The sequence below is a fragment of the Bacillus sp. CH140a_4T genome (genome assembly GCF_008923725.1).
Classification (GTDB): domain Bacteria; phylum Bacillota; class Bacilli; order Bacillales; family Bacillaceae_G; genus Bacillus_A.
On the sequence record NZ_WBPF01000016.1, the window covers coordinates 712,468 to 734,971 of the forward strand.

Below are 22,504 nucleotides of genomic sequence, written 5' to 3' on the forward strand. Positions count from 1 at the left end.
AGTTTGGAAAGAGTAGCCAAGTTTTGGTTATAGAAAATAGAATGAATGTGTTATAATAAGTTTTATGAATTAGAAAACAAGGGTGATTTTTGTGTGTGACATCTACGGAGGGTATGCGGGTATAAGAGAGAAATTGATGGAGAAATTACGCCATCCTTATTTTATAAACTATATTAAAGAACCATATATTGATGAAGAGAAAATAGCATTGTTATATGGTGCTTTAAAAAGTGAAAATTTACATATAGAACAAATTGAGCATTATGTAGTAACGATTATGCTTGTTCAAATTGCGCTTGATACACACGAAAGAGTATCAAATAAAGCAGGGGAAGAAGCAAATGAGTCGCATAAACGTCGCCAGTTAACAGTGCTTGCTGGTGATTACTATAGCGGGTTATATTATTACTTATTGTCTATGAATCGTGATATTGTTTTAATTCGTGCGCTTGCTGAAGGAATTAAAGAAATTAATGAACACAAAATAATGTTATATCAAAAAGCGCATAAAACGATCGATGACATAATGGAAAGTGTAGTAACGATTGAGTCTGCACTCTTGCAAAAAACATGTGACCATTTTCATTTATCGCATTGGAAGCCGTTTATAACGTATGTACTAGGAAAAAATCGTCTTCAAAAAGAATGTGAACGATACGCTGATAAAAAACATTCACCTGTTTTTCAAGCTGTTCAAGAGATTTTGAACGATAAAGCGGATGCAGAAGCCGTTATGAATGGATGGATGATGGAACTCAGACAGAAAGAAAATCAATTTTTAGAAAATCACACAGATATAAGCGAAATAAACTCTGTGTTAAGAGATAAATCGAAGACATAAGCAATTTTACATTGGAAGAAGGTACGAGCATGCAACAATCAAAAGAAGAAAGAGTACATGATGTATTTGAGAAGATCTCTGATAAATACGATGTAATGAATTCTGTAATTAGTTTTCAAAGACATAAGGCGTGGCGTAAAGAGACGATGCGTATTATGGATGTAAAACCAGGTAGTAAAGCACTTGATGTATGCTGCGGGACGGCGGACTGGACAATTGCGCTAGCTGGAGCGGTAGGTGAACAGGGCAAGGTTGTTGGTTTAGACTTCAGTGAAAATATGTTATCTGTCGGTAAGCAAAAGGTAGAGGCGTTACAATTAAAACAAGTTGAACTTCTACACGGGAATGCAATGGAACTTCCATTTGAAGATAACACATTTGATTATGTAACGATTGGATTTGGTTTACGTAACGTACCGGATTATATGCACGTATTAAAAGAAATGACGCGTGTAGTAAAACCAGGTGGAAAAGTAATTTGTTTAGAAACATCTCAGCCAACAATGATTGGTTTTCGACAAGGGTATGTTTTATACTTTAAATACATCATGCCTTTATTTGGAAAGCTATTTGCGAAAAGTTATAAAGAATATTCATGGTTACAAGAATCTGCTAGTACATTCCCTGGTATGAAAGAATTGGCTAATATGTTCGAAAAAGCTGGACTTGAACGTGTACAAGTGAAGCCGTTTACTTTTGGGGTAGCAGCGATGCACTTAGGTATGAAACCAGAATCAAAATAGAAAAAGAAAAAAGAAGTTTTAGGTTAAGGTGAACAATATGAAGTTACAACTTATGTACTCTTTTTTACGATCGGATATTAATGTGATAGAAAAAGAATTAAAAAAGACAGTTGCTTCTGAACAGCCATTAGTAGAAGAGGCGGCATTACAACTTATTGAAGCTGGTGGGAAGCGAATTCGTCCTGTATTTGTATTGCTTGCGGGGAAATTTGGAGATTATAAGTTAGATGCAATTAAGCATGTAGCTGTTGCATTAGAACTTATACATATGGCTTCTCTTGTTCACGATGATGTTATTGATGCTGCTTTTTTACGACGTGGTAGTGCAACTGTGAATGCGAAATGGGGAGATCGCATTGCAATGTATACAGGGGACTATCTATTCGCTAAGTCTCTTGAATGTATTACAAATATCGAAATTCCTGAGGCGCATCAGGCGCTATCGCATACCATTTTAGAAGTGTGTAAAGGTGAAATTGAACAAATTAAAGATAAATATAACTATGATCAAAATTTAAGAACGTATTTAAGAAGAATAAAGCGAAAAACAGCATTATTAATTGCTGCGAGTTGCCAATTAGGAGCGATTGCTGCTGGCGCTAATCGTGATACGGTAAATCGTCTGTTTTGGTATGGGTATTTCGTAGGGATGTCGTATCAAATAATTGATGATATTTTAGATTTCGTTTCCACAGAAGAGAAACTTGGAAAGCCTGCTGGCGGAGATTTACTACAAGGGAATATTACGCTTCCTGCCCTATATGCGATGGAAGATCCGGTTATTTGTAAGAAAATCAAATCTGTACATGAAAATACAACAGCGGATGAAATGAAAGAAATTATTGAGGCTGTAAAGAATAGTGCTGCTATTGATAAAGCATTTGCATTTAGTGAACGTTATTTACATAAAGCATTAGAAATTATAAAACCACTCCCACGTGGACAAGCGAAGTATGCATTACAAAATGTAGCAAAGTATATTGGAAAACGAAAATTTTAGTGTTTTTTCTAAAAAATAAAATAATCTCTCTATTTCAAAACTATTGCACAATTGTGATAAGGGTGTTAATATGTGTGTGGGGATATACAATTACATACATAATTCAGAAGTGGAGAGATTTTTTATGGAAAAAACATTTCTAATGGTAAAACCAGACGGTGTACAACGTGCCTTCATTGGGGAAATCGTAGCTCGTTTTGAGAAAAAAGGCTTTCAATTAGTTGGTGCAAAATTAATGCAAGTCACTCCGGAAATTGCTGGACAACACTATGCTGAGCACACAGAGAAACCTTTCTTTGGTGAATTAGTAGACTTTATTACATCTGGCCCTGTATTCGCAATGGTATGGCAAGGTGAGGGTGTAGTAGATACAGCTCGTAACATGATGGGTAAAACAAGACCACATGAAGCAGCTCCTGGAACAATTCGTGGAGATTTCGGTGTAACTGTTGCGAAAAACATTATCCATGGTTCTGATTCGTTAGAAAGTGCAGAGCGCGAGATTGCTATTTTCTTTAAAGAAGAAGAATTAGTTGACTACTCAAAATTAATGAATGAATGGATTTACTAATTATTTTGAAATAATTTGTAAACGCTTTAATCACTGTGATAATAGTAGAAAGTGCAAGGAGAATAGGGGTATTCTTCTTGCACTTTTTTTATTTCTATTAGTTACGAAGTTTGAGCTGTTATGATATATTGATATGTAAAGTAAACGGCCTATCGGGGAATAAGCGAATGGCTGATGTATTATATAATTTTTTTTATTTTTAGAGTAATGAAGGATAATATTATTGCTTAATATAGCGAGATAAATACATATACGAAAAGAGGAATAACGTATGCGATATATTACAGCTGGTGAATCTCATGGTCCACAACTTACAACGATTATAGAAGGTGTACCAGCAGGTCTACCAATAGTTGCGGCTGATATAAATGAAGAGTTAGCTAGAAGGCAAAAGGGATATGGGCGTGGTAGACGCATGCAAATTGAAACAGATCAAGTGCAAATTGTAAGTGGTGTTAGACATGGAGAGACATTAGGTTCTCCAATTGCACTTGTTGTTGAAAACCGTGATTTTGCACATTGGACAAAAATTATGGGTGCAGAGCCGTTAACGGAACAAGAAGAAAAAGAAATGAAAAGGAAAGTAACAAAACCAAGACCTGGACATGCCGATTTAAATGGTGCGATTAAATATGGTCATAGAGATATGAGAAATGTACTGGAACGTTCTTCAGCTCGCGAAACGACAGTGCGTGTCGCTGCTGGTGCGGTTGCTAAAAAAGTGTTAGCGGAACTTGGTATTACAGTAGCGGGCCATGTAATTGAAATTGGCGGCGTTGAGGCTAAGGAGACTACGTATCGTTCAATTGAAGAATTAAAAAGCATTACAGAATCATCACCTGTACGTTGCTTAGATGAAGAAGCAGGTAACCAAATGATAAAAGCAATTGATGATGCGAAAGCAAATGGTGATTCAATCGGTGGAATCGTTGAAGTAATTGTGGAAGGAATGCCAATTGGGGTCGGTAGCTATGTACATTATGATCGAAAACTAGATGCAAAATTAGCGGCTGCAATTATGAGCATTAATGCTTTTAAAGGTGTCGAGATTGGAATTGGTTTTGAGGCAGCACATAGACCAGGTAGCGAAGTTCATGATGAGATTCTTTGGAATGAAGAGAATGGATATACACGAAGAACAAATAACGCAGGTGGTTTAGAAGGCGGAATGACGACTGGAATGCCAATTGTTGTGCGCGGTGTGATGAAACCGATACCTACACTATATAAACCTCTTCAAAGTATCGATATTGATACGAAAGAGCCTTTTACAGCAAGCATTGAACGTTCAGATAGTTGTGCTGTTCCAGCGGCTAGTGTCGTTGCAGAAGCGGTTGTAGCTTGGGAATTAGCGACAGCTTTAATAGAACAATTTGGATTAGATCGTATCGACCTTATTCGTGAAAATATTGAGAAACATAATGAATATGCGAGGGGATTTTAATGGGAAACATACATATTCAAACGAAATCAAAAGAATATGATGTACAAGTAGGAAAAGAATCGTTGTCACATTTGACAACAATCGTTCAAAACATGCAGCCATCTGTATCAAACATTATGATCATTTCAGATGAAGCTGTTGCGTCTTTACACTTACAGAAAGTTATAGATGCGTTGCAAATAGAGCAAAACGTATTTTCATTCGTTGTACCGAGTGGTGAAAAAGAGAAGTCTTTTGAAAATTTCTATGCGGCTCATACGTCAGCTCTTGAAAATAAATTAGATAGAAATTCTTTAATTATCGCACTTGGAGGTGGGATGATTGGAGATTTAGCTGGTTTTGTTGCTGCGTCGTTTATGCGTGGAATTCGCTTCGTTCAAGTTCCAACGACTTTATTAGCTCACGATAGCGCAGTAGGTGGGAAAGTAGCGATTAATCACCCGTTAGGTAAAAATATGATAGGGGCATTCCATCAACCAGAAGCAGTTGTATATCATACGCCGTTTTTACAGTCTCTTCCTGAAAAAGAGTGGCGTTCAGGTTATGCAGAAGTGATAAAACATGCTCTTATTGGTGATGTAAAGCTGTATCATTGGCTGAAAGAAGAAGTGCAAACATTATCAGATCTTCGTGATGAGAAATTAATTCATATATTAACGAAGGCGATTCCTGTAAAGGCAAACATTGTATCGCAAGATGAAACAGAAAAAGGTGTACGTGCTCATTTGAACTTTGGACATACGTTAGGCCATGCTCTTGAAAAAGAACTAGGATATGGAAACATTACTCACGGTGACGGAGTAGCGGTTGGAATGTTATTTGCTTTGTTTTTAAGTGAGCAAGTGTACAATGTTGATCTTTCTTATGAAGAGATGAAGCAGTGGTTCTTACAATACGGCTATCCCAAAATGCCAAGTGATTTGAATGTAGAGCGTCTCGTTCAATTGATGAAACAAGATAAGAAAGCGAATGCTGGAGCAATTCATATGGTATTAATGCAGGAATATGGGGTAGTGAATGTCGTATCTATTCCAGATGAGACTGTTCATATTGCGTTAGAGGCATTTCAAAAGGATATGGCTTAAGAAGTGTTAGAGGTATTCTCGTAATAGTGGCAGTTATGATAAACGATTATAGTAAGGGAGTATAGCCGTATTATAATCGAATTGAATAAAATGACTGGAGGAAGAAAAATGAGAGTGAAAGAGCAATTGTTAACTTTGAGAGCATATGTACCTGGAAAAAATATTGAAGAAGTAAAAAGGGAATATGGGTTATCAAAAATTGTGAAATTAGCATCGAACGAAAATCCATTCGGTTGCTCAGCACGTGTAACAGAAGCATTAACTTCTTTAGCGAGTCAATACGCTCTTTATCCAGATGGGTATGCCTTTGAACTTCGAACAAAAGTAGCAGAGCAGTTAGGTGTTAAGGCCGAACAATTGTTATTTGGTAGTGGATTAGATGAAGTCATTCAAATGATTAGCCGTGCATTACTACACGAAGGAACAAATGTTGTAATGGCGAATCCAACATTCTCGCAATACCATCACCATGCTGTTATTGAAGGAGCAGAAGTTCGTGAAGTACCACTTAAAGATGGTATTCACGATTTAGATGCGATGTTACAGCAAGTAGATGATAAAACGAAGATTGTATGGATTTGTAACCCGAATAATCCAACAGGTACATATGTAGAGAAACAAAACTTACTTTCATTTTTAGAATCAGTTCCTAAGTCAGCGCTCGTTATTATGGACGAAGCATACTATGAATATGCGGGAGCAGAAGACTATCCGCAAACATTACCACTTCTTGAAAAGTATGAAAACCTTATGGTTTTACGCACGTTTTCAAAAGCATATGGTTTAGCTGCTTTCCGTATTGGATATGCGGTTGGTAATGAGAAGTTAATCGGGCAGCTAGAAGTAGCGAGGTTACCATTTAACACATCGACTGTAGCGCAATCTGTAGCACTTGCTGCATTAGAAGATCAACCGTTTTTACAAGAATGTGTGAAAAAGAATGAAGAAGGATTAAATCAATATTACGCGTTTTGTAAGGAATATAACGTATTCTATTATCTATCTCAAACAAATTTCATTTTCTTAAAACTTGGTATTCCTGGTAATGAAGCTTTCGAACGATTAATGAAGAAAGGCTATATTGTTCGTTCTGGTGCTGCATTTGGTATACAGGATGGTATTCGTATTACTGTCGGTTTGAAAGAAGAAAATGATGAAATTATAGAACTATTGAAAGAGATTGTAAACGAGCAAGTAAAGAAAGAAGAAACATACTCTTAAGAGTGTGTGAAGGCTCCTACTATAGGAGTCTTCTTTTATTAAATAAAGATTGAAGTGGAGAAGGACTGTAAAGATCGATCCGCGCAGGGCAATCATTAATAAGGGAAGTTATTTGCACGGTAATGAAAGAAAACGGTACAATAGAAAGTAGTAATGCGGTATCGGTGTCATATTCGAATCGTTATGAGTGAAAGTACAAGAAGAAGTATGCTCTTTCTAAAGGTAGCGTTGTTACACCTAGTTGCTTATGATAAAGTGAAACTTTAATCAGTGGGGGCTATTCATCCCTCATTGATTATTAGCCTGCACCAATCAGGCTGCCTGCAAATAGCGGGTGAAATGAACAGAAAAGAATATTCTTTATAATTAAAGGAGACGTTTATGCAAAAGTTTGAACAAGCTGTTTCATATATTGAAAATGGTGAAGCGGAAAAAGGATTACAATTATTAAAAGAACAATTAAAAATTGCGAATGATGAAGAGAAGTATGATATCGCTCGCTATTATCATACACTTGGATTTACAGATGAAGCGTTAGCTATTACAGAAGATTTACGTTTATTGTATCCGGAAGAAAGTGAATTCACTGTATTTTTAGCAGAATTATATATTGATCTAGATAAAGAAGATGAAGCGATTGAAGTACTTCATGATATTCCGGAAAATGATGATTTATATGTTCAATCGTTATTACTTGTTGCGGATTTATTCCAAATGCAAGGATTCGATGATGTAGCAGAACAAAAACTATTAAAGGCGAAAGAAATGATGCCTGACGAGCCTGTTATTACGTTTGGATTAGCAGAGTTATATAGTAGTAAAGGGGAAGAACAAAAGGCAATCACTCATTATGAGTCGCTATTAGCGGAACATAAAGTAATGGGTGGTGTTGTCATTGCACTTCGCCTCGGAGAAACGTTAAGTGCGATTGGAAATTGGGAAGAAGCGATTTCTTATTACGAAGCAGGTTTAGAGGAACAAAAAGATATTCACTCATTATTTGGATATGCCTTTACGTTATATCAAGGTGAAGAATATCAACGAGCAATTGGTGCTTGGCAAGAGCTAAAAGAATTAGATCCTGAGTATGCATCTCTTTACATGTATTTAGCGAAAAGCTATGAAAAAGAAGGAATGCTTCAAGAAAGCTATGAAACACTTCATGAAGGAATTAAAGTAGATGAGCTTTCTGTACCATTTTATGTAGAATTAGCGAACATTGCGGCGAAATTAGGAAAAATAGCGGAAGCAGAGGAAGTACTTCAAAAAGCGCTTGAGTTAGATCCAGGACATTTAGGTGCAACATTAAAATATGCGTATATCTTAAAGGAACAAGAAAAGTATGAAGAGCTAATTGCTGTTGTAGAGCGTGCAATTGATAGCGGAGAACCAGATACACAACTACTTTGGGATCTTGCGTTTGCAAAAAAACAATTAGAAATGTATTCGGATGCATTAAAACACTATGAAAGTGCATATACTTCTTTTAAGAATCATCCAGACTTCTTGGAAGAGTACGGTTATTTCTTATTGGAAGAAGGTATGCGAAAAGAGGCGAAAGAAGTATTTACGCAGTTAATACAACTAGACCCGACCCAAATTCATATTGAAGAATTGTTATATAATTTAGAGGATTTTTCATAAGTTGGAAGGAAACTGAATGCCGCTTCTTGAATCTAAAAAGAAAAGAGAAAGACAGAGGAGGGACTTAATTGCTATGAATACCCCTGTTTCTGTAAACGAGAAGAAGGATTTTGTAAAATGGTTTTTGAATAATTACCAACTGAAACAGCGTGAATGTGTATGGATTTTGAATTATTTAATGAGTCACGACCAATTGATGCATAAAGTCCACTTCGTAGAGCATGCAAAATATTGTCCGCGTGGCTTAGTGATGTCCGCGAATTGTGTAAAAGATACACCGTTTCACTTTTTTAAACAAAATGTTATGACAACAGATGCTGAAAAATCGTTTCATGATATTCGTTTAAATCGAGATGAGGATATTTATATTCAACTCAATTTTAAATCATCGTTCCAAAATGCCAATTATGTAGCGGTACTAGAAGAAAATCCGTATTTACCAAAACATATTGAAGTAAATGAAAAAGATCGTTTACTTGCAGAAAGATTTTTAGAAGAAAGTGTATTTTCTTTTAGAAGAGAACGTCTTTTGAAACAAATTGATGAAGCGCTAGATAAGCAAGATAAGGAAGCGTTTCATAAGTTAACAGCGGAGTTAAAGCTGTTGTAGAATTCATTTGGATTCATAAAATTTTACAAATTTCAGACTTTTTAAGAAAAACTACCTTAATATAGGTAGTTTTTCTTTTTTTACCTCTTTTAGTATGGTTTAATATATATAAAGTGAAAGTTCTGTCATTTGCAAAGGGAGGAGGGAAGTAATTTGAAATGGATTGTAAAAGATGTAGAACAGTTTGAGCAAGCAAGAGAGTATGTAGATACAGGTGTTATACCACTTTTATCAATTTCAGCAGCAAAAGAAATGAAAACGGTAGTAGAACAAGGCGAATTTATCGAATTGCTAAGTATGGAGCTGGAAAGAGAATATAAAGGAAGAGTGCTTTTACTACCTGCATTTACGTATTTAGTAGAAAGTCAAAAAAACGAAAAAGGTCGTTTGCAAGAATGGACAAATCATTTACAAGAGCAAGGTTTTAAGCATATCGTTTATGTTACAAGTGATTTTTCATGGAAAGAAAATATGCAAGAATTGCAGGGAGATTTATTTTGGTTTCCTTCATTAGCGTTAGAACAATTTAGTGATCAAGCGAAAAGAGAAGTTATTCATGCACATATAAAAAATATAATGGTGATGTTAGAAGAAAAATGGGGAAAGTAATAATAAACAGAAAGTTCTTATTATTATGAGTAGTATGATATTGACCTGTGCATGAGCGTATTATATCATGATAGTGTCCTAGTTTTTATTTTTTATATAATTTATCACGAGGGGACAATTTCTGATAGAGGGGGGAAATTTTCGTGAGCGAGAAAGAACATCGTGTGTCAAGAAGACAGTTTTTAAATTACACCCTTACAGGGGTAGGAGGCTTTATGGCAGCGGGTATTTTAATGCCGATGACGCGATTTGCGCTTGATCCGGTGTTAAGAAAAGAGGCGGGAACGGATATGGTTGCTGTTGCACAAGTAAAAGACATTACAACAGAGCCGAAACGTTTCGACTTTAAGGTGAAACAGGTTGATGGTTGGTACAAGTCCGAAGAGCCAAAATCAGCTTGGGTTCATAAAGATGAAAGCGGAGACATTGTTGCGTTCTCTCCAGTATGTAAACATTTAGGGTGTACAGTTAACTGGAATTCGGACAAAGCACATCCAAATCAATTCTTTTGTCCATGTCATGGGGGCCGTTACACAAAAGACGGGATGAACGTTAAAGGCACGCCGCCCCTTGCTCCGCTTGATATTTATGAATCTAAAGTGAAAGATGGAACACTGTATCTAGGAAAAGCGAAGCCAAAAGGGGGTGCAAAGTAGATGTTAAATAAAATTTATGATTGGGTAGATGAAAGGTTAGATATTACACCAATATGGCGTGATATCGCCGATCATGAAGTACCTGAGCATGTTAACCCGGCGCATCACTTTTCTGCATTCGTCTACTGCTTTGGCGGACTTACCTTTTTCGTTACTGTAATTCAAATTTTGTCTGGAATGTTTTTAACGATGTATTATGTGCCTGATATTAAAAATGCTTGGGAATCGGTTTATTATTTACAAAATGAAGTTGCGTACGGACAAATCGTTCGTGGTATGCACCACTGGGGTGCTAGTCTCGTAATTGTAATGATGTTTTTACATACACTTAGAGTTTTCTTCCAGGGTGCATATAAAAAGCCTCGTGAGCTAAACTGGATTGTTGGTGTTCTTATTTTCTTTGTTATGTTAGGTCTTGGTTTTACCGGATATTTATTACCGTGGGATATGAAAGCGTTATTTGCTACGAAAGTAGGGATTCAAATTGCAGAGCAAACGCCGCTTATTGGTCCTTATATTAAAACATTACTCGCTGGTCATTCCGAAATTGTTGGCGCTCAAACATTAACTCGCTTCTTTGCTATTCACGTCTTCTTCTTACCAGCAGCACTTCTAGGTTTAATGGCCTTCCACTTCATCATGATTCGCAAACAAGGTATTTCCGGTCCGCTATAAGAGATTGCTAAATTAAAGGGGAAAGAACTAAAGGAGGGAGATTATGCATCGCGGCAAAGGGATGAAGTTTGTAGGAGATTCTCGGGTACCGGTAGCTCGGAAACCAAATATTCCAAAAGACTATTCTGAATACCCAGGGAAAACAGAAGCATTTTGGCCAAACTTCTTGTTAAAAGAATGGATGGTTGGTGCAGTTTTTTTAATCGGTTATTTATGTTTAACAGTGGCGCATCCGTCACCGCTTGAGAGAATGGCGGATCCAACTGATGCCGGATATATACCACTTCCAGATTGGTATTTCTTATTCTTGTATCAGTTATTAAAGTATTCTTATGCTTCTGGCTCATTTACCGTAATTGGAGCGTTTATTATGCCAGGGATTGCGTTTGGCGCATTACTGTTAGCTCCATTTCTTGATCGAGGCCCAGAAAGACGTCCATTGAAGCGTCCTGTAGCAACTGGATTTATGCTTTTAGCAATTGCATCGATTATCTTTTTAACTTGGGAATCTGTAGCACACCACGACTGGGAAGCTGCAAAAAAACAAGGAGCAATTGTAAAAACAGCACCAGTTGATAAAAATGATGATGGCTATAAATTAATGCAAAAAAATACTTGTTTAACATGTCATGGTGACAATTTACAAGGCGGGGCAGCAGCACCGGCACTGCAAAACTTAACTTTAAAGCCAGAAGAAATTGCTAAAATTGCGAAAGACGGAAAAGGTTCAATGCCTAAAGGAATATTTAAAGGTACAGATGAGGAACTGAAGAAGCTTTCGGAATTTGTTGCAAAGTATAATAAAAAATAATAAAAAGCTGACTACAAAGAAAATTGTAGTCAGCTTTTTATTTTGATGAAAGAAAGTTTACTATATAATAGAGTAGAGTTTGAGAAAAGAATGATTTTGTTTGAAAGGTGTTGGACATACAGCTTGGTTTACTTGTATGCAATGTTAAGACAACGCTCTGTATTATTATTTTTATTAGTTGTTAACATATTAGGTACGATATACGGATTTATATGGTATGGAAATCAATTAAAAGAAACTTCACCTATATTTTGGCCGTTTGTACCCGATAGCCCGATGGCGAGTCTCTTTTTTGTCTTTGTTTTAATTGCTTTTTTAATAAAGAGAAATTGGGGATTAATAGAGGCGCTAGCGATTGTTACGTTAATAAAATATGGTATATGGGCTGTTGTTGTAAATGCAATTATGATCTATGTCAAAGGTCCTATTGGTCTTATCGGGTATATGTTAATGCTTTCGCATTTTGCCATGGCAGTACAAGCAGTGCTATATGCGCCGTTTTACCGTATAAAAAAATGGCACTTTGCGGTAGCGGCTATATGGACATTACATAATGATGCAATTGATTATTTATTTTGGCAAATGCCGAGATATGGAATTATGCATTTGTTTGTAGGAGAAATTGGTTATTTTACGTTCTGGCTAAGTATTGCAGTGCTTTGTGTTACATATTATTATTGCTTACGTGAGAACCGAAAACAGTTTTCTTTATGAACATTTAGGGGGAGAAAATGAAGAAGAATAAGAGTGGTACAAAAATATTGGATCGATTGATTACGATAGTTGTTTCATATAGCATAGCATTTTCTATATTTGCACTCGCAACAACAGCGGTTGTATACGGAAAATGGCTATATTATTTTGAAATTGATTTTTTAAACATTCCAGATTTAGCGGATATGACGAAGGATGATATTAAAAGAAATTACGATGTACTTATCACATATTTATCGCCGTTTTATGATGGAGCATTGCGGTTGCCAACATTAGATATGTCTACAAATGGACGTATTCATTTTGTAGATGTTAAAAATATTATAGTAAAGATTCAATATGTGATGTATGCGACCATTATGGTTGCAATAGTAGGTGGCATTTATTTATTAAAACAGAAAAATGAAAAGTTTTTACTACACGGATCAATTTTAACAATTATCTTTCCGATAGCGCTGATGCTACCCATTGCTATTAATTTTGAAAAGAGTTTTGTATTATTCCATAAGCTTTTATTCAGTAATGATTATTGGATGTTTGATATTGAAACGGATCCGATTATATTAATGTTACCAGAAGAATTCTTTATGCATGCTGCATGTGCTATTTTATTATTTATTTTATGCGGCAGCATACTTTGTTACAGCTTGTATAGATATTTCGTAAAAAAGAAAAGGATTTCAAAGGAAAAATTCTCTGTTTAAAGAGAATTTTTTTGTTTGTAAAACGATAATATATTTTTCAGTCCAGTTCTGTTCTATTCTTGTCCAAATTAACATATTTTGTACTAGTAGTTATAGGGGGGACCGTGATGAAGAGAACATTAATTGGATTGATAGCATTTCTAATTATAATGTTTCCGTTACGTATATATGCTGAAGAGTGGAGTGAACTAACAGGGTTGTTAGACGACTCATTACAATTAGTGAAGCGTAATGAAGATGAAAAAGCAGTACAAGTATTACAACATTTCTCGGAGCAGTTTGTCATAAAGGGGAATGAAAAGAAGCAAGAAGTAACGCCAGATCAAGTTAGAGTTATTTCGTTAGCTTACGACAGGGCGAAACAATCTCTCGCGGAAGAAGCTGTAAGTAAACAAGTTAAAATTGATAATGTGTTAGCCCTGCAGCTCGCTGTTGATGCACAAGTATCGAAGTATCAACCACTTTGGATGGAAAGAGAAAGAAAAGTAATGGGTGCCTTTTCTCAAATGGAAAAAGCGATGAAAAAAGAAGATACAGGACAGTTTCAGCAAACGTTAAACACATTTTTACATGAATTTAACATTATTTATCCAAGCTTAATGATCGCCCTGCCAGAAAATGAAGTGCAACGTGTAAACGCCCATTTATCTTATTTGGATGAATTTCGTAACGTTATGTTAAATACGAAAGGGGGACAAATGCAAGTAGGAATCATTAAAGGAGATTTGCAAAAAATATTTCACACAGTAAAAAAAGATGAAATTGCACCCTCACTCATTTGGTTTATGACAATTACTGGAGGTCTTATTCTATTCACATTAACTTATGTTGGATGGAGAAAGTATAAAGGAGAGAGAGAAAAAAGAAAAGGGAATGTACACTCTAAGAATAGGTAATGCAATAAATAAAGATACGGATTGGAAGGTTTATTCATTGACAATGGTGGCAGAAGAAAATAGAATGAGAAGTACTATAATTAAAACTTCAATGGAGGTTCATGATGTTTTATTTAATTTACTTCGCGATCATTTTGATCATACCGTTGTATGCACAGTCAAGAGTACGTAGTGCTTATAGCAAGTATTCACAAGTTTATTCAACATCAGGTATGACAGGAGCGGAAGTGGCTCGAAAAATTTTAGATGAAAATGGATTATACAACGTAGCTGTAGAAGAAACACCAGGTCATTTATCAGACCATTATGATCCAACTGCCAAAACAGTTCGATTATCAACAGATAACTATTACGGTCATTCAGTTGCTGGTACAGCAGTTGCAGCACACGAAGTAGGACACGCAATTCAAGATGCAAAAGATTATAACTTTATGCGTATTCGTCATTCGTTAGTTCCTGTGGCGAATTTTGGATCGAATATATCATGGGTATTTATTATGATTGGTATATTTGCGACAATGTCAAAACTATTGTTATTAGGAATTATTTTAATGGCAGCAGGTGTTGTGTTCCAACTCGTTACATTACCGGTTGAGTTTGATGCATCAAAGCGTGCAATGCAACAAATTGAAGCGTTAGGTATCGTATCAACAGATGAATATGGCCAAGCTCGTAAAGTATTAAATGCGGCAGCATTAACATATGTAGCAGCTGCAGCTGTAGCGGTATTTGAATTATTACGTCTCGTATTAATGTATACTGGTATGCAGCGTAGCGACGACTAAAGACTATCAATTTTGATAGTCTTTTTTGTTTTGTGGATTGAATTATATAATGTATTACAAATAGAAATAATAGAAGTAATGCGGAAAGGCGGTGGGGGAAATGAAATATCCAAGCCATTTAGTAAAACAAGTGAAGGAACGTAGTGCTCCTTATCAGCTTGAAGGCTTTTTAAGTGGACAAGGTCCTGAAAATCCCAAATTTATGTTGCTAGGAGAAGCACCTGGTGAAACAGAAATTCATAATGGAATTCCGTTTAGCGGGAGAGCGGGAAAACAATTAATGGTTTTTTTAGAACGGATTGATGTTACGAGGGAAGAAGTATATATTACGAGCGCTGTTCGGAGTAGACCGTATAAGTGGCGAGAGAAAAAAGAAAGAAATGGTGAAATCATACAGAAAAAGTATAATAGAACGCCAAATCAAGGAGAAATACTCGCTCATGCGCCTTTGTTAGATTATGAATTAGAGAAAATAAACCCGAAGCTTATCGTCACGCTGGGGAATATTGGTCTTCAGCGTTTAACAGGAAAAAATAAAAAAATCACAGATGTACACGGACAATTATTAAAACAGCCCATTCAAAAATTAAAGAATATGCAAAGTGCAGCGTTTACATGGTCAGAGGAAGAATATCATATTTTCCCGACCTTTCATCCTGCTTCCATTTTTTGTAATCGGAGTTTATTGGAGCTTATTTATGAGGATTTAGAGAAACTTAAAAAATATGTAATAAAAAACTAGAAAAGCTAGAGGGCTTTTCTAGTTGCGTTTATGTATGTAACGGATTTTTATTTTCATCTAATGTAAAACCTTCACCAACTACATCATGTACGTCACTTACAGCAACGAAGGCATGAGGATCTACAGAAGTAATAATATTTTTTAATTTCACGATTTCATTTTTAGCAACAACACAATACAATACGTTCCGTTCCACTTTTGTATATGATCCAACAGCTTTTAAAAAGGTTGCTCCGCGCTCCATATCAGATAAAATTTTGGCAGCAATTTCATCGTTCTTATCTGAGATAATAGTTGCGCCTTTTGCCGCATAGGCTCCTTCTTGCATAAAATCAATAACTTTCGCCCCGATAAAAACAGCAACTAACGTATACATGCCCTCGCGATATGATAAATAGGTAAGAATAGAGACAATAATGACGATAGCATCGAACATAAACATCGTTTTCCCCATACTCCAGCCAACATATTTATGAGCGAGTCTCGCGATAATATCTACACCGCCAGTAGTCCCGCCATATTTAAATATGATCCCAAGACCAATACCGATAAATGCCCCGGCGAATAAAGCTGCGAGTGTCATATCATTTTGTAAGTTTAAATGTAGGTTAAGAACTTCGTAACGTTGAAAAATCCATAGAAATAAAGATACGCTAAATGTGCCGATTAGCGTATAGATAAACGTCGTTCTTCCAAGTAACTTCCAACCAATAAAAAATATAGGGATATTTAAAATTAAGTTTGAATAAGAGGGATCAAACTTAAATAGAAAATACAATAATAGTGTAATACCGGTAAATCCACCTTCTGCAAGGTGATTTTCAATATTGATATTCACAATACCGAAAGAAAAAATAGCGGAACCGATTAAAATGAAAATGATATTTCGAATCTTCAAATTTGATGTCATATAGAAATCCCCCTAATTATGTAGATTGCATTGCTCCGCTGATACGGTAAAACATAATGATAAGTAATTTCTAGTTGTTAGTAAAAATAGTGCAGGCTGTAAAAACCCGATTGGTTCAACTAATCTTTTGTAAAAAACGCAAAAGAAAGTTTCACTTTATTATAGTCTATCCAAAAAAGGGTCGCAAATAGGTGTTTGGCGGGGAATAATATTTGTCAAATCGCGATGAATTGGCTAACATGAAAGAGGAAGGATTAGAGGTGAATTGTATGGAAGCAAAAACGATGAAGGATATGCAGAAAGAAGTAGATGCATATATTGGTCAGTTTAAAGAAGGTTATTTCAGTCCACTTGCAATGATGGCTCGTTTAACGGAAGAAATGGGGGAGCTTGCAAGGGAGGTTAATCATTATTATGGTGAGAAACCGAAGAAAACAACTGAAACAGAACGTAGTATTGAAGAAGAGCTTGGAGATGTATTATTTGTTATGATTTGTATGGCAAATAGTTTAAATATTGATTTAGAAACAGCACATAACATTGTAATGAATAAATTTAATACTCGCGATAAAGATCGCTGGACACGTATTGATGAGGGAGAGAAAGAATAATGAAAGAAATTAAAGTAATTATCGCTGGACCAAGAGGACGTATGGGACATGAAGCAGTTCTTCTTATGGAAAGAACGGAACATTTTAATTTAGTAGCAGCAGTTGATTATAAGCATGGCGGAGAGAAAATCTCTGATTTACCGGGCATGCCAGCGCTAGATGCACCTATTTACGCAGATTTACATACTTGTTTAGATGAAGTAGAAGCAGATGTGTTGTTAGATTTAACAACGCCAGAAGTTGGAAAACAACACGTTACACTTGCAGTTGAGCGTGGACTTCGTTCTGTTATTGGTACAACTGGATTTACAGAAGAAGAACTAAAGCAATTAACAGAGAATGCGAAAGAAAAAGCAGTAGGAACTATTATCGCTCCAAACTTTGCAATTGGTGCAGTTCTTATGATGAAATTCTCACAAATGGCAGCGAAGTACTTCCAAGATGTTGAAGTAATTGAATTGCATCATGATCAAAAATTAGATGCGCCATCTGGTACAGCTGTAAAAACAGTAGAATTAATTCGTCAAAACCGTGAATCAAAGCAGCAAGGTCATCCAAATGAAGTAGAGCAACTAGAAGGTGCTCGTGGTGCAAATGTAGACGGCATTCACATTCATAGTGTACGTTTACCAGGACTTATTGCACACCAAGAAGTAATGTTTGGTGGAGATGGACAAATGTTAACGGTTCGCCATGATTCATTCAATCGTGCATCATTTATGTCTGGTGTAAAACTATCAATTGAGACAGTAATGAATCTAGATCATCTTGTGTACGGTTTAGAAAACATTATCGACTAAAGGGGAGACAACGGATGAAAATTGCCTTAATTGCACATGACAAAAAGAAAAATGACATGGTTTCGTTTGCATACGCATATAAACCAATTTTTGAACAACATGAATTATTTGCAACAGGAACGACAGGACTTCGTATTATGGAGGCAACTGGTTTAGTTGTAACAAGATATCAATCGGGTCCTCTTGGTGGCGATCAAGAAATTGGTGCCATGATTGCAAAAAACGATATGGATATGGTGATTTTTTTCCGAGATCCACTAACTGCTCAGCCGCATGAACCAGATGTAAATGCATTACTTCGTTTATGTGATGTATATGCGATTCCACTTGCAACAAATATGGCAAGTGCTGAAATGTTAATGCACGCATTAGAGCGAGGAGATTTAGATTACCGCAAGTTTAGAAAATGAGGGGAACAATTATGAGTGGATTACATATATTAGCGTTTGGTGCTCATGCCGATGATGTTGAAATCGGCATGGCTGGTACCATTGCTAAATATACGAAGCAAGGGTATGAAGTAGGTATTTGTGATTTAACAGAAGCTGATCTTTCTTCTAATGGAACAATAGAGTTAAGAAAAGAAGAAGCTAAGGCGGCAGCTCGTATAATGGGAGTAAAAACGAGACTAAATTTAGCGATGCCAGACCGTGGTTTGTATATGAAAGAAGAATATATACGTGAAATTGTAAAGGTGATTCGTACATATAAACCAAAACTAGTTTTTGCGCCGTATTATGAAGATCGTCATCCAGATCATGCAAATTGTGCAAAACTTGTGGAAGAAGCTATTTTTTCAGCGGGAATTCGTAAATATATGCCAGAGGTTCCACCACATCGTGTGGAGTCTTTTTATCATTATATGATTAATGGTTTTCATAAACCGAATTTTTGTATAGATATAAGTGAGTGCCTTTCTATAAAAGTGGAAGCGTTAGAAGCGTATGAAAGTCAGTTCTCAACAGGGAGTGATGGTGTGAAAACACCGTTAACAGAAGGTTACGTTGAAACTGTGGTTGCTCGTGAGAAAATGTTTGGAAAAGAAGTTGGAGTTTTATATGCCGAGGGATTTATGAGTAAGAAACCGGTTTTATTACATGCTGATTTAATAGGGGGATGTAAATGAAATTAAAAATAGGTATTACATGTTATCCTTCTGTAGGTGGTTCTGGAGTTGTTGGAACAGAATTAGGAAAGCAATTAGCGGAACGCGGGCATGAAATTCATTTTATTACATCGGGTTTACCATTCCGCTTAAATAAAGTGTATCCAAACATTTATTTTCATGAAGTGACGGTAAATCAATACTCTGTATTTCAATATCCACCATACGATTTAGCGTTAGCGAGTAAAATGGCTGAGGTTGCACAAAGAGAAAACCTAGATATTTTACATGTGCATTACGCAATACCACATGCAATTTGTGCTTATTTAGCAAAACAAATGATTGGAGAGCGTATTAAAATTGTTACAACCTTGCATGGAACAGATATTACTGTGTTAGGTTCCGACCCTTCGTTAAATAATTTAATTCGTTTTGGTATTGAGCAATCTGATGTTGTGACGGCTGTCTCGCATTCATTAATTAATGAAACGCATGAGCTAGTCAAACCAAATAAAGACATTCAAACGGTATATAATTTTATAGACGAACGTGTATATTTCAAGCGTGATATGTCTCAATTAAAGAAAGAATACGGTATAAGTGAGAGTGAAAAGATACTCATTCACATTTCAAATTTCCGTAAAGTGAAACGCGTGCAAGATGTTGTTCAGGCATTTGCTAAAATTGTTACAGAAGTAGATGCGAAGTTGCTTCTTGTAGGAGATGGACCAGAATTTTGCACGATTTTACAGTTAGTGAAAAATCTACATATTGAAGATCGCGTCTTATTCTTAGGGAAGCAAGATAATGTTGCAGAGCTACTTGCGATGAGTGATTTAATGTTGCTTCTATCAGAGAAGGAGAGTTTTGGTCTTGTTTTATTAGAAGCGATGGCGTGTGGTGTACCTTGTATCGGAACAAGGGTTGGGGGTATTCCAGAAGTCATTCAACATGGTGAAACAGGATATTTATGTGAAGTTGGTGATCCAACAGGAGTGGCAAATCAAGCCATTCAGCTATTAAAGAATGAAGAACTTCACCGTAATATGGGAGAGCGAGCAAGAGCAAGTGTTTACGAGCAGTTCCGCTCTGAAAAAATCGTCTCACAATATGAAACGATTTACTATGATGTACTAAGGGATGAAAAAAATGGAAAGATTTAAAAAAGCTAGTTCTATTATTGAGACTTTAAAGCAACAAGGACATGAGGCCTACTTTGTCGGTGGAAGCGTACGAGATCTTATTATAGATAGGCCGATTGGAGATATTGATATTGCGACATCTGCTTTACCAGAAGAAGTGATGGCTATATTTCCAAGACATGTTCCTGTTGGTCTTGAGCATGGAACTGTAATTGTGGTAGAAAATGGTGAACCTTATGAGGTAACCACTTTTCGAACAGAGAGCGAATATGAAGATTTTCGAAGACCTAGTAGTGTTCAATTTGTTCGTTCGCTAGAAGAAGATTTAAAACGTCGTGATTTCACAATGAATGCAATTGCGATGACAGAAGAAGGCGAAATGGTTGATTTATTTGCTGGACAGGAAGCGATTCAAAAGAGAGAAATTGTGACAGTTGGAAATGCTGCGGATCGTTTTCAAGAAGACGCCTTGCGAATGATGCGTGGTATTCGTTTCGTAAGTACGTTAGGTTTTTCTTTAGAAACGAAAACGAAACAAGCAATTGAAACATATGGACATTTACTGGAACATATTGCAATTGAGCGAATTACAGTGGAATTTGAGAAACTGTTAACTGGTACATATTGCGTGAATGGCTTGCAAGAATTAGTAGAAACGAAGCTATTTTCTCATCTGCCATATTTACAAATGTCAGAGGATAGATTATTAAAAGCTACGCAGTATAACTGGGATTCTTTTGAAACGGATATTGAGGCATGGGCATTTTTCTTATATTGTATCGGAGAAGAGCATCCATCTGTCTTTTTACGTCAATGGAAGTTTTCGAATAAAAAAATAAAAGATATCGTCGCAGTTTTATTAACAATCCGTACGAGAAAGGAGAAGGATTGGGATACAGTCCTTCTTTATAAAACGGGAATTCATATCGCTGAAATGGCAGAAAGAGTATATGAAGCGATGATTGAAAGCTATGATAATACATCTGTTAAACGGGTACAAATGTTGTTTGAAGGATTGCCAATAAAGAGTCGCCAAGAAATGAATGTGACTGGGAATGATTTATTAAAATGGGCAAATAAAAAGCCCGGTCCGTGGGTTGCTGAAATGATTCAAAAAATTGAAGAAGCAATCGTACAAGGAAACGTAGGTAATGAGAAAGAGTGTATAAGGGAGTGGCTGCAAGAATGCAATCTACTATAAGAAAGCAGTTATTACAAGTTTTTTCAGAAGCGGATGGCGCGTTTGTATCTGGCCAAACGATTAGTGATAAACTTGGTTGTTCAAGAACCGCTGTGTGGAAACATATGGAGGACCTTCGGAATGAGGGATATGAACTTGAAGCTGTGCGTCGATTAGGTTATCGAATTGCGAGTAAGCCAGACAAAGTGACTGCTAATGAAATTCAGTTAGGGTTACAAACGAAACATATTGGTAGAACGGTATATTTTGAAGAAACTGTTGAATCCACGCAGCATATTGCAGCAAAACTTGCTTATGAAGGTGCGGAAGAAGGAACGATTGTTGTGGCAGAAGAACAAACAGCCGGCAGAGGTCGTTTAAGCAGGAAATGGCATTCACCAAAAGGAACAGGAATTTGGATGAGTATTATTTTACGTCCTTCAATCCCGGTTCACCATGCACCACAACTTACTTTATTAGCAGCTGTTAGCGTTGCACAAGCAATTGAAAAGTGCACGGGTGTAAACGTAGGAATAAAATGGCCAAATGATATTTTAATTCAAGGTAAAAAGGCTGTAGGTATATTAACAGAAATGCAGGCAGATCCTGATAAAATTAATGCTGTCATTATGGGTATTGGTATTAATGCGAATCAAAAGCAAGAACATTTTGATGAGGAAATTCAGCATATTGCTACTTCTTTAGCGATTGAATCTGGTGAGCCAATTGTTCGTGCAGAGCTTATGCAACAAATCTTTTTACAACTAGAAAAATTATATGAAGAGTATTTACAAAATGGTTTCTCTGTCATTAAAATTCTTTGGGAAAGTTACGCTGTGAGCATCGGGAAAGAAATTACCGCTCGAACGATGAGAGAGACAATTACAGGGGTAGCAAAAGGAATTACAGAGGATGGCGTATTGCTTCTAGAAGACCATGAAGGAAAAGTACATCACATTCATTCTGCGGATATTGAAATTAAGTAAAAGAAGTTCCTTTTTGGAA

26 protein-coding genes are annotated in these 22,504 nt (G+C 36.3%); 25 read left to right on the forward strand and 1 reads right to left on the reverse strand.

Translation table 11 applies throughout. The features are described 5' to 3' along the window. The first annotated feature begins 91 nt into the window (after positions 1–91). From F8162_RS19260 to F8162_RS19345, 18 genes are all read left to right on the forward strand, one after another. Positions 92–841 (forward strand): heptaprenyl diphosphate synthase component 1, encoded by a 750-nt coding sequence (locus tag F8162_RS19260; protein WP_151631073.1) that lies wholly within the window; start codon positions 92–94, stop codon positions 839–841. A 29-nt stretch (positions 842–870) separates the two neighbouring features. Further along, positions 871–1,584 (forward strand): 2-heptaprenyl-1,4-naphthoquinone methyltransferase, encoded by a 714-nt coding sequence (gene menG, locus F8162_RS19265; protein WP_048527034.1) that lies wholly within the window; start codon positions 871–873, stop codon positions 1,582–1,584. 37 nt (positions 1,585–1,621) lie between these two features. Next, on the forward strand, positions 1,622–2,584 hold the full coding sequence (gene hepT / locus F8162_RS19270; protein WP_151631072.1) for a heptaprenyl diphosphate synthase component II: 963 nt from the start codon (positions 1,622–1,624) through the stop codon (positions 2,582–2,584). A 124-nt stretch (positions 2,585–2,708) separates the two neighbouring features. Continuing rightward, positions 2,709–3,155, forward strand: coding sequence for a nucleoside-diphosphate kinase (gene ndk, locus F8162_RS19275; protein ID WP_000415885.1), 447 nt, complete (start codon positions 2,709–2,711; stop codon positions 3,153–3,155). 271 nt (positions 3,156–3,426) lie between these two features. Continuing rightward, complete coding sequence (gene aroC / locus F8162_RS19280) at positions 3,427–4,599, forward strand: chorismate synthase (RefSeq protein ID WP_151631071.1); 1,173 nt, start codon at positions 3,427–3,429, stop codon at positions 4,597–4,599. After that, a complete protein-coding gene (aroB, locus tag F8162_RS19285; protein ID WP_151631070.1) occupies positions 4,599–5,684 on the forward strand; it encodes a 3-dehydroquinate synthase in 1,086 nt (361 codons plus the stop codon). Before aroC ends, aroB begins: the two co-directional genes overlap by 1 nt. 108 nt (positions 5,685–5,792) lie before the next feature. Further along, positions 5,793–6,905 (forward strand): histidinol-phosphate transaminase, encoded by a 1,113-nt coding sequence (hisC, locus tag F8162_RS19290; RefSeq protein WP_151631069.1) that lies wholly within the window; start codon positions 5,793–5,795, stop codon positions 6,903–6,905. A gap of 381 nt (positions 6,906–7,286) precedes the next feature. Further along, positions 7,287–8,549, forward strand: coding sequence for a tetratricopeptide repeat protein (locus F8162_RS19295; RefSeq protein ID WP_071723338.1), 1,263 nt, complete (start codon positions 7,287–7,289; stop codon positions 8,547–8,549). Between the two features lie 73 nt (positions 8,550–8,622). Further along, entirely contained in the window at positions 8,623–9,159 is a 537-nt protein-coding gene (locus F8162_RS19300; protein WP_151631068.1) for a ReoY family proteolytic degradation factor, read from the forward strand. A 153-nt stretch (positions 9,160–9,312) separates the two neighbouring features. Then, a complete protein-coding gene (locus tag F8162_RS19305; RefSeq protein WP_151631067.1) occupies positions 9,313–9,768 on the forward strand; it encodes a YpiF family protein in 456 nt (151 codons plus the stop codon). Positions 9,769–9,911: 143 nt separating this feature from the next. Further along, complete coding sequence (qcrA, locus tag F8162_RS19310) at positions 9,912–10,424, forward strand: menaquinol-cytochrome c reductase iron-sulfur subunit (protein ID WP_048527045.1); 513 nt, start codon at positions 9,912–9,914, stop codon at positions 10,422–10,424. Further along, positions 10,425–11,099 carry a menaquinol-cytochrome c reductase cytochrome b subunit gene (gene qcrB, locus F8162_RS19315; protein ID WP_000932700.1) on the forward strand — a complete coding sequence of 225 codons (675 nt, stop codon included), beginning with the start codon at positions 10,425–10,427 and terminating at the stop codon, positions 11,097–11,099. Between the two features lie 43 nt (positions 11,100–11,142). Then, positions 11,143–11,910 (forward strand): menaquinol-cytochrome c reductase cytochrome b/c subunit, encoded by a 768-nt coding sequence (gene qcrC, locus F8162_RS19320; protein WP_098345131.1) that lies wholly within the window; start codon positions 11,143–11,145, stop codon positions 11,908–11,910. A 123-nt stretch (positions 11,911–12,033) separates the two neighbouring features. After that, positions 12,034–12,624, forward strand: coding sequence for a DUF1405 domain-containing protein (locus F8162_RS19325; RefSeq protein WP_151631066.1), 591 nt, complete (start codon positions 12,034–12,036; stop codon positions 12,622–12,624). 17 nt (positions 12,625–12,641) lie between these two features. Beyond that, on the forward strand, positions 12,642–13,328 hold the full coding sequence (locus F8162_RS19330; RefSeq protein ID WP_151631065.1) for a TIGR01906 family membrane protein: 687 nt from the start codon (positions 12,642–12,644) through the stop codon (positions 13,326–13,328). A 107-nt stretch (positions 13,329–13,435) separates the two neighbouring features. Beyond that, entirely contained in the window at positions 13,436–14,224 is a 789-nt protein-coding gene (ypjB, locus tag F8162_RS19335) for a sporulation protein YpjB (protein ID WP_151631064.1), read from the forward strand. A 104-nt stretch (positions 14,225–14,328) separates the two neighbouring features. Then, positions 14,329–15,009 (forward strand): zinc metallopeptidase, encoded by a 681-nt coding sequence (locus F8162_RS19340; RefSeq protein WP_151631063.1) that lies wholly within the window; start codon positions 14,329–14,331, stop codon positions 15,007–15,009. A 100-nt stretch (positions 15,010–15,109) separates the two neighbouring features. Then, positions 15,110–15,751 carry a uracil-DNA glycosylase gene (locus F8162_RS19345; RefSeq protein WP_151631062.1) on the forward strand — a complete coding sequence of 214 codons (642 nt, stop codon included), beginning with the start codon at positions 15,110–15,112 and terminating at the stop codon, positions 15,749–15,751. A gap of 28 nt (positions 15,752–15,779) precedes the next feature. Here F8162_RS19345 and F8162_RS19350 read toward each other — a convergent pair whose 3' ends face one another. Continuing rightward, positions 15,780–16,661 (reverse strand): YitT family protein, encoded by an 882-nt coding sequence (locus F8162_RS19350; RefSeq protein ID WP_000203304.1) that lies wholly within the window; start codon positions 16,659–16,661, stop codon positions 15,780–15,782. Positions 16,662–16,930: 269 nt separating this feature from the next. Between F8162_RS19350 and F8162_RS19355 the strand changes: the two genes are divergently transcribed. The 7 genes from F8162_RS19355 to F8162_RS19385 are packed head-to-tail and all read left to right on the forward strand — an operon-like array spanning position 16,931 to position 22,485. Next, on the forward strand, positions 16,931–17,272 hold the full coding sequence (locus F8162_RS19355) for a nucleotide pyrophosphohydrolase (protein ID WP_001992677.1): 342 nt from the start codon (positions 16,931–16,933) through the stop codon (positions 17,270–17,272). Then, a complete protein-coding gene (gene dapB / locus F8162_RS19360) occupies positions 17,272–18,072 on the forward strand; it encodes a dihydrodipicolinate reductase (RefSeq protein WP_151631061.1) in 801 nt (266 codons plus the stop codon). Before F8162_RS19355 ends, dapB begins: the two co-directional genes overlap by 1 nt. A 14-nt stretch (positions 18,073–18,086) precedes the next feature. Continuing rightward, positions 18,087–18,482, forward strand: a complete 396-nt coding sequence (gene mgsA / locus F8162_RS19365) for a methylglyoxal synthase (protein ID WP_000684766.1) — start codon at positions 18,087–18,089, stop codon at positions 18,480–18,482. An 11-nt stretch (positions 18,483–18,493) separates the two neighbouring features. Then, the gene (bshB1, locus tag F8162_RS19370; protein ID WP_144610605.1) at positions 18,494–19,198 is read left to right on the forward strand and encodes a bacillithiol biosynthesis deacetylase BshB1; all 705 of its coding nucleotides are present in this window, start codon (positions 18,494–18,496) and stop codon (positions 19,196–19,198) included. Next, positions 19,195–20,340, forward strand: coding sequence for an N-acetyl-alpha-D-glucosaminyl L-malate synthase BshA (bshA, locus tag F8162_RS19375; protein ID WP_151631060.1), 1,146 nt, complete (start codon positions 19,195–19,197; stop codon positions 20,338–20,340). Before bshB1 ends, bshA begins: the two co-directional genes overlap by 4 nt. Beyond that, the gene (locus F8162_RS19380; RefSeq protein ID WP_151631059.1) at positions 20,327–21,520 is read left to right on the forward strand and encodes a CCA tRNA nucleotidyltransferase; all 1,194 of its coding nucleotides are present in this window, start codon (positions 20,327–20,329) and stop codon (positions 21,518–21,520) included. The genes bshA and F8162_RS19380 overlap by 14 nt, the downstream gene beginning before the upstream one ends. Next, positions 21,505–22,485: a biotin--[acetyl-CoA-carboxylase] ligase gene (locus F8162_RS19385; protein WP_151631058.1), complete on the forward strand. Its 981-nt coding sequence runs from the start codon at positions 21,505–21,507 to the stop codon at positions 22,483–22,485. Before F8162_RS19380 ends, F8162_RS19385 begins: the two co-directional genes overlap by 16 nt. The last annotated feature ends 19 nt before the right edge of the window (positions 22,486–22,504 follow it).

Coding starts and splice junctions, on each gene's coding strand:
- menG (WP_048527034.1), top strand. CDS start 871: ATGCAACAATCAAAAGAAGAAAGAGTACATGATGTATTTGAGAAGATC.
- hepT (WP_151631072.1), top strand. CDS start 1,622: ATGAAGTTACAACTTATGTACTCTTTTTTACGATCGGATATTAATGTG.
- ndk (WP_000415885.1), top strand. CDS start 2,709: ATGGAAAAAACATTTCTAATGGTAAAACCAGACGGTGTACAACGTGCC.
- aroC (WP_151631071.1), top strand. CDS start 3,427: ATGCGATATATTACAGCTGGTGAATCTCATGGTCCACAACTTACAACG.
- aroB (WP_151631070.1), top strand. CDS start 4,599: ATGGGAAACATACATATTCAAACGAAATCAAAAGAATATGATGTACAA.
- hisC (WP_151631069.1), top strand. CDS start 5,793: ATGAGAGTGAAAGAGCAATTGTTAACTTTGAGAGCATATGTACCTGGA.
- F8162_RS19295 (WP_071723338.1), top strand. CDS start 7,287: ATGCAAAAGTTTGAACAAGCTGTTTCATATATTGAAAATGGTGAAGCG.
- F8162_RS19300 (WP_151631068.1), top strand. CDS start 8,623: ATGAATACCCCTGTTTCTGTAAACGAGAAGAAGGATTTTGTAAAATGG.
- qcrB (WP_000932700.1), top strand. CDS start 10,425: ATGTTAAATAAAATTTATGATTGGGTAGATGAAAGGTTAGATATTACA.
- qcrC (WP_098345131.1), top strand. CDS start 11,143: ATGCATCGCGGCAAAGGGATGAAGTTTGTAGGAGATTCTCGGGTACCG.
- F8162_RS19330 (WP_151631065.1), top strand. CDS start 12,642: ATGAAGAAGAATAAGAGTGGTACAAAAATATTGGATCGATTGATTACG.
- ypjB (WP_151631064.1), top strand. CDS start 13,436: ATGAAGAGAACATTAATTGGATTGATAGCATTTCTAATTATAATGTTT.
- F8162_RS19340 (WP_151631063.1), top strand. CDS start 14,329: ATGTTTTATTTAATTTACTTCGCGATCATTTTGATCATACCGTTGTAT.
- F8162_RS19345 (WP_151631062.1), top strand. CDS start 15,110: ATGAAATATCCAAGCCATTTAGTAAAACAAGTGAAGGAACGTAGTGCT.
- F8162_RS19350 (WP_000203304.1), bottom strand. CDS start 16,661: ATGACATCAAATTTGAAGATTCGAAATATCATTTTCATTTTAATCGGT.
- F8162_RS19355 (WP_001992677.1), top strand. CDS start 16,931: ATGGAAGCAAAAACGATGAAGGATATGCAGAAAGAAGTAGATGCATAT.
- dapB (WP_151631061.1), top strand. CDS start 17,272: ATGAAAGAAATTAAAGTAATTATCGCTGGACCAAGAGGACGTATGGGA.
- mgsA (WP_000684766.1), top strand. CDS start 18,087: ATGAAAATTGCCTTAATTGCACATGACAAAAAGAAAAATGACATGGTT.
- bshB1 (WP_144610605.1), top strand. CDS start 18,494: ATGAGTGGATTACATATATTAGCGTTTGGTGCTCATGCCGATGATGTT.
- bshA (WP_151631060.1), top strand. CDS start 19,195: ATGAAATTAAAAATAGGTATTACATGTTATCCTTCTGTAGGTGGTTCT.
- F8162_RS19380 (WP_151631059.1), top strand. CDS start 20,327: ATGGAAAGATTTAAAAAAGCTAGTTCTATTATTGAGACTTTAAAGCAA.
- F8162_RS19385 (WP_151631058.1), top strand. CDS start 21,505: ATGCAATCTACTATAAGAAAGCAGTTATTACAAGTTTTTTCAGAAGCG.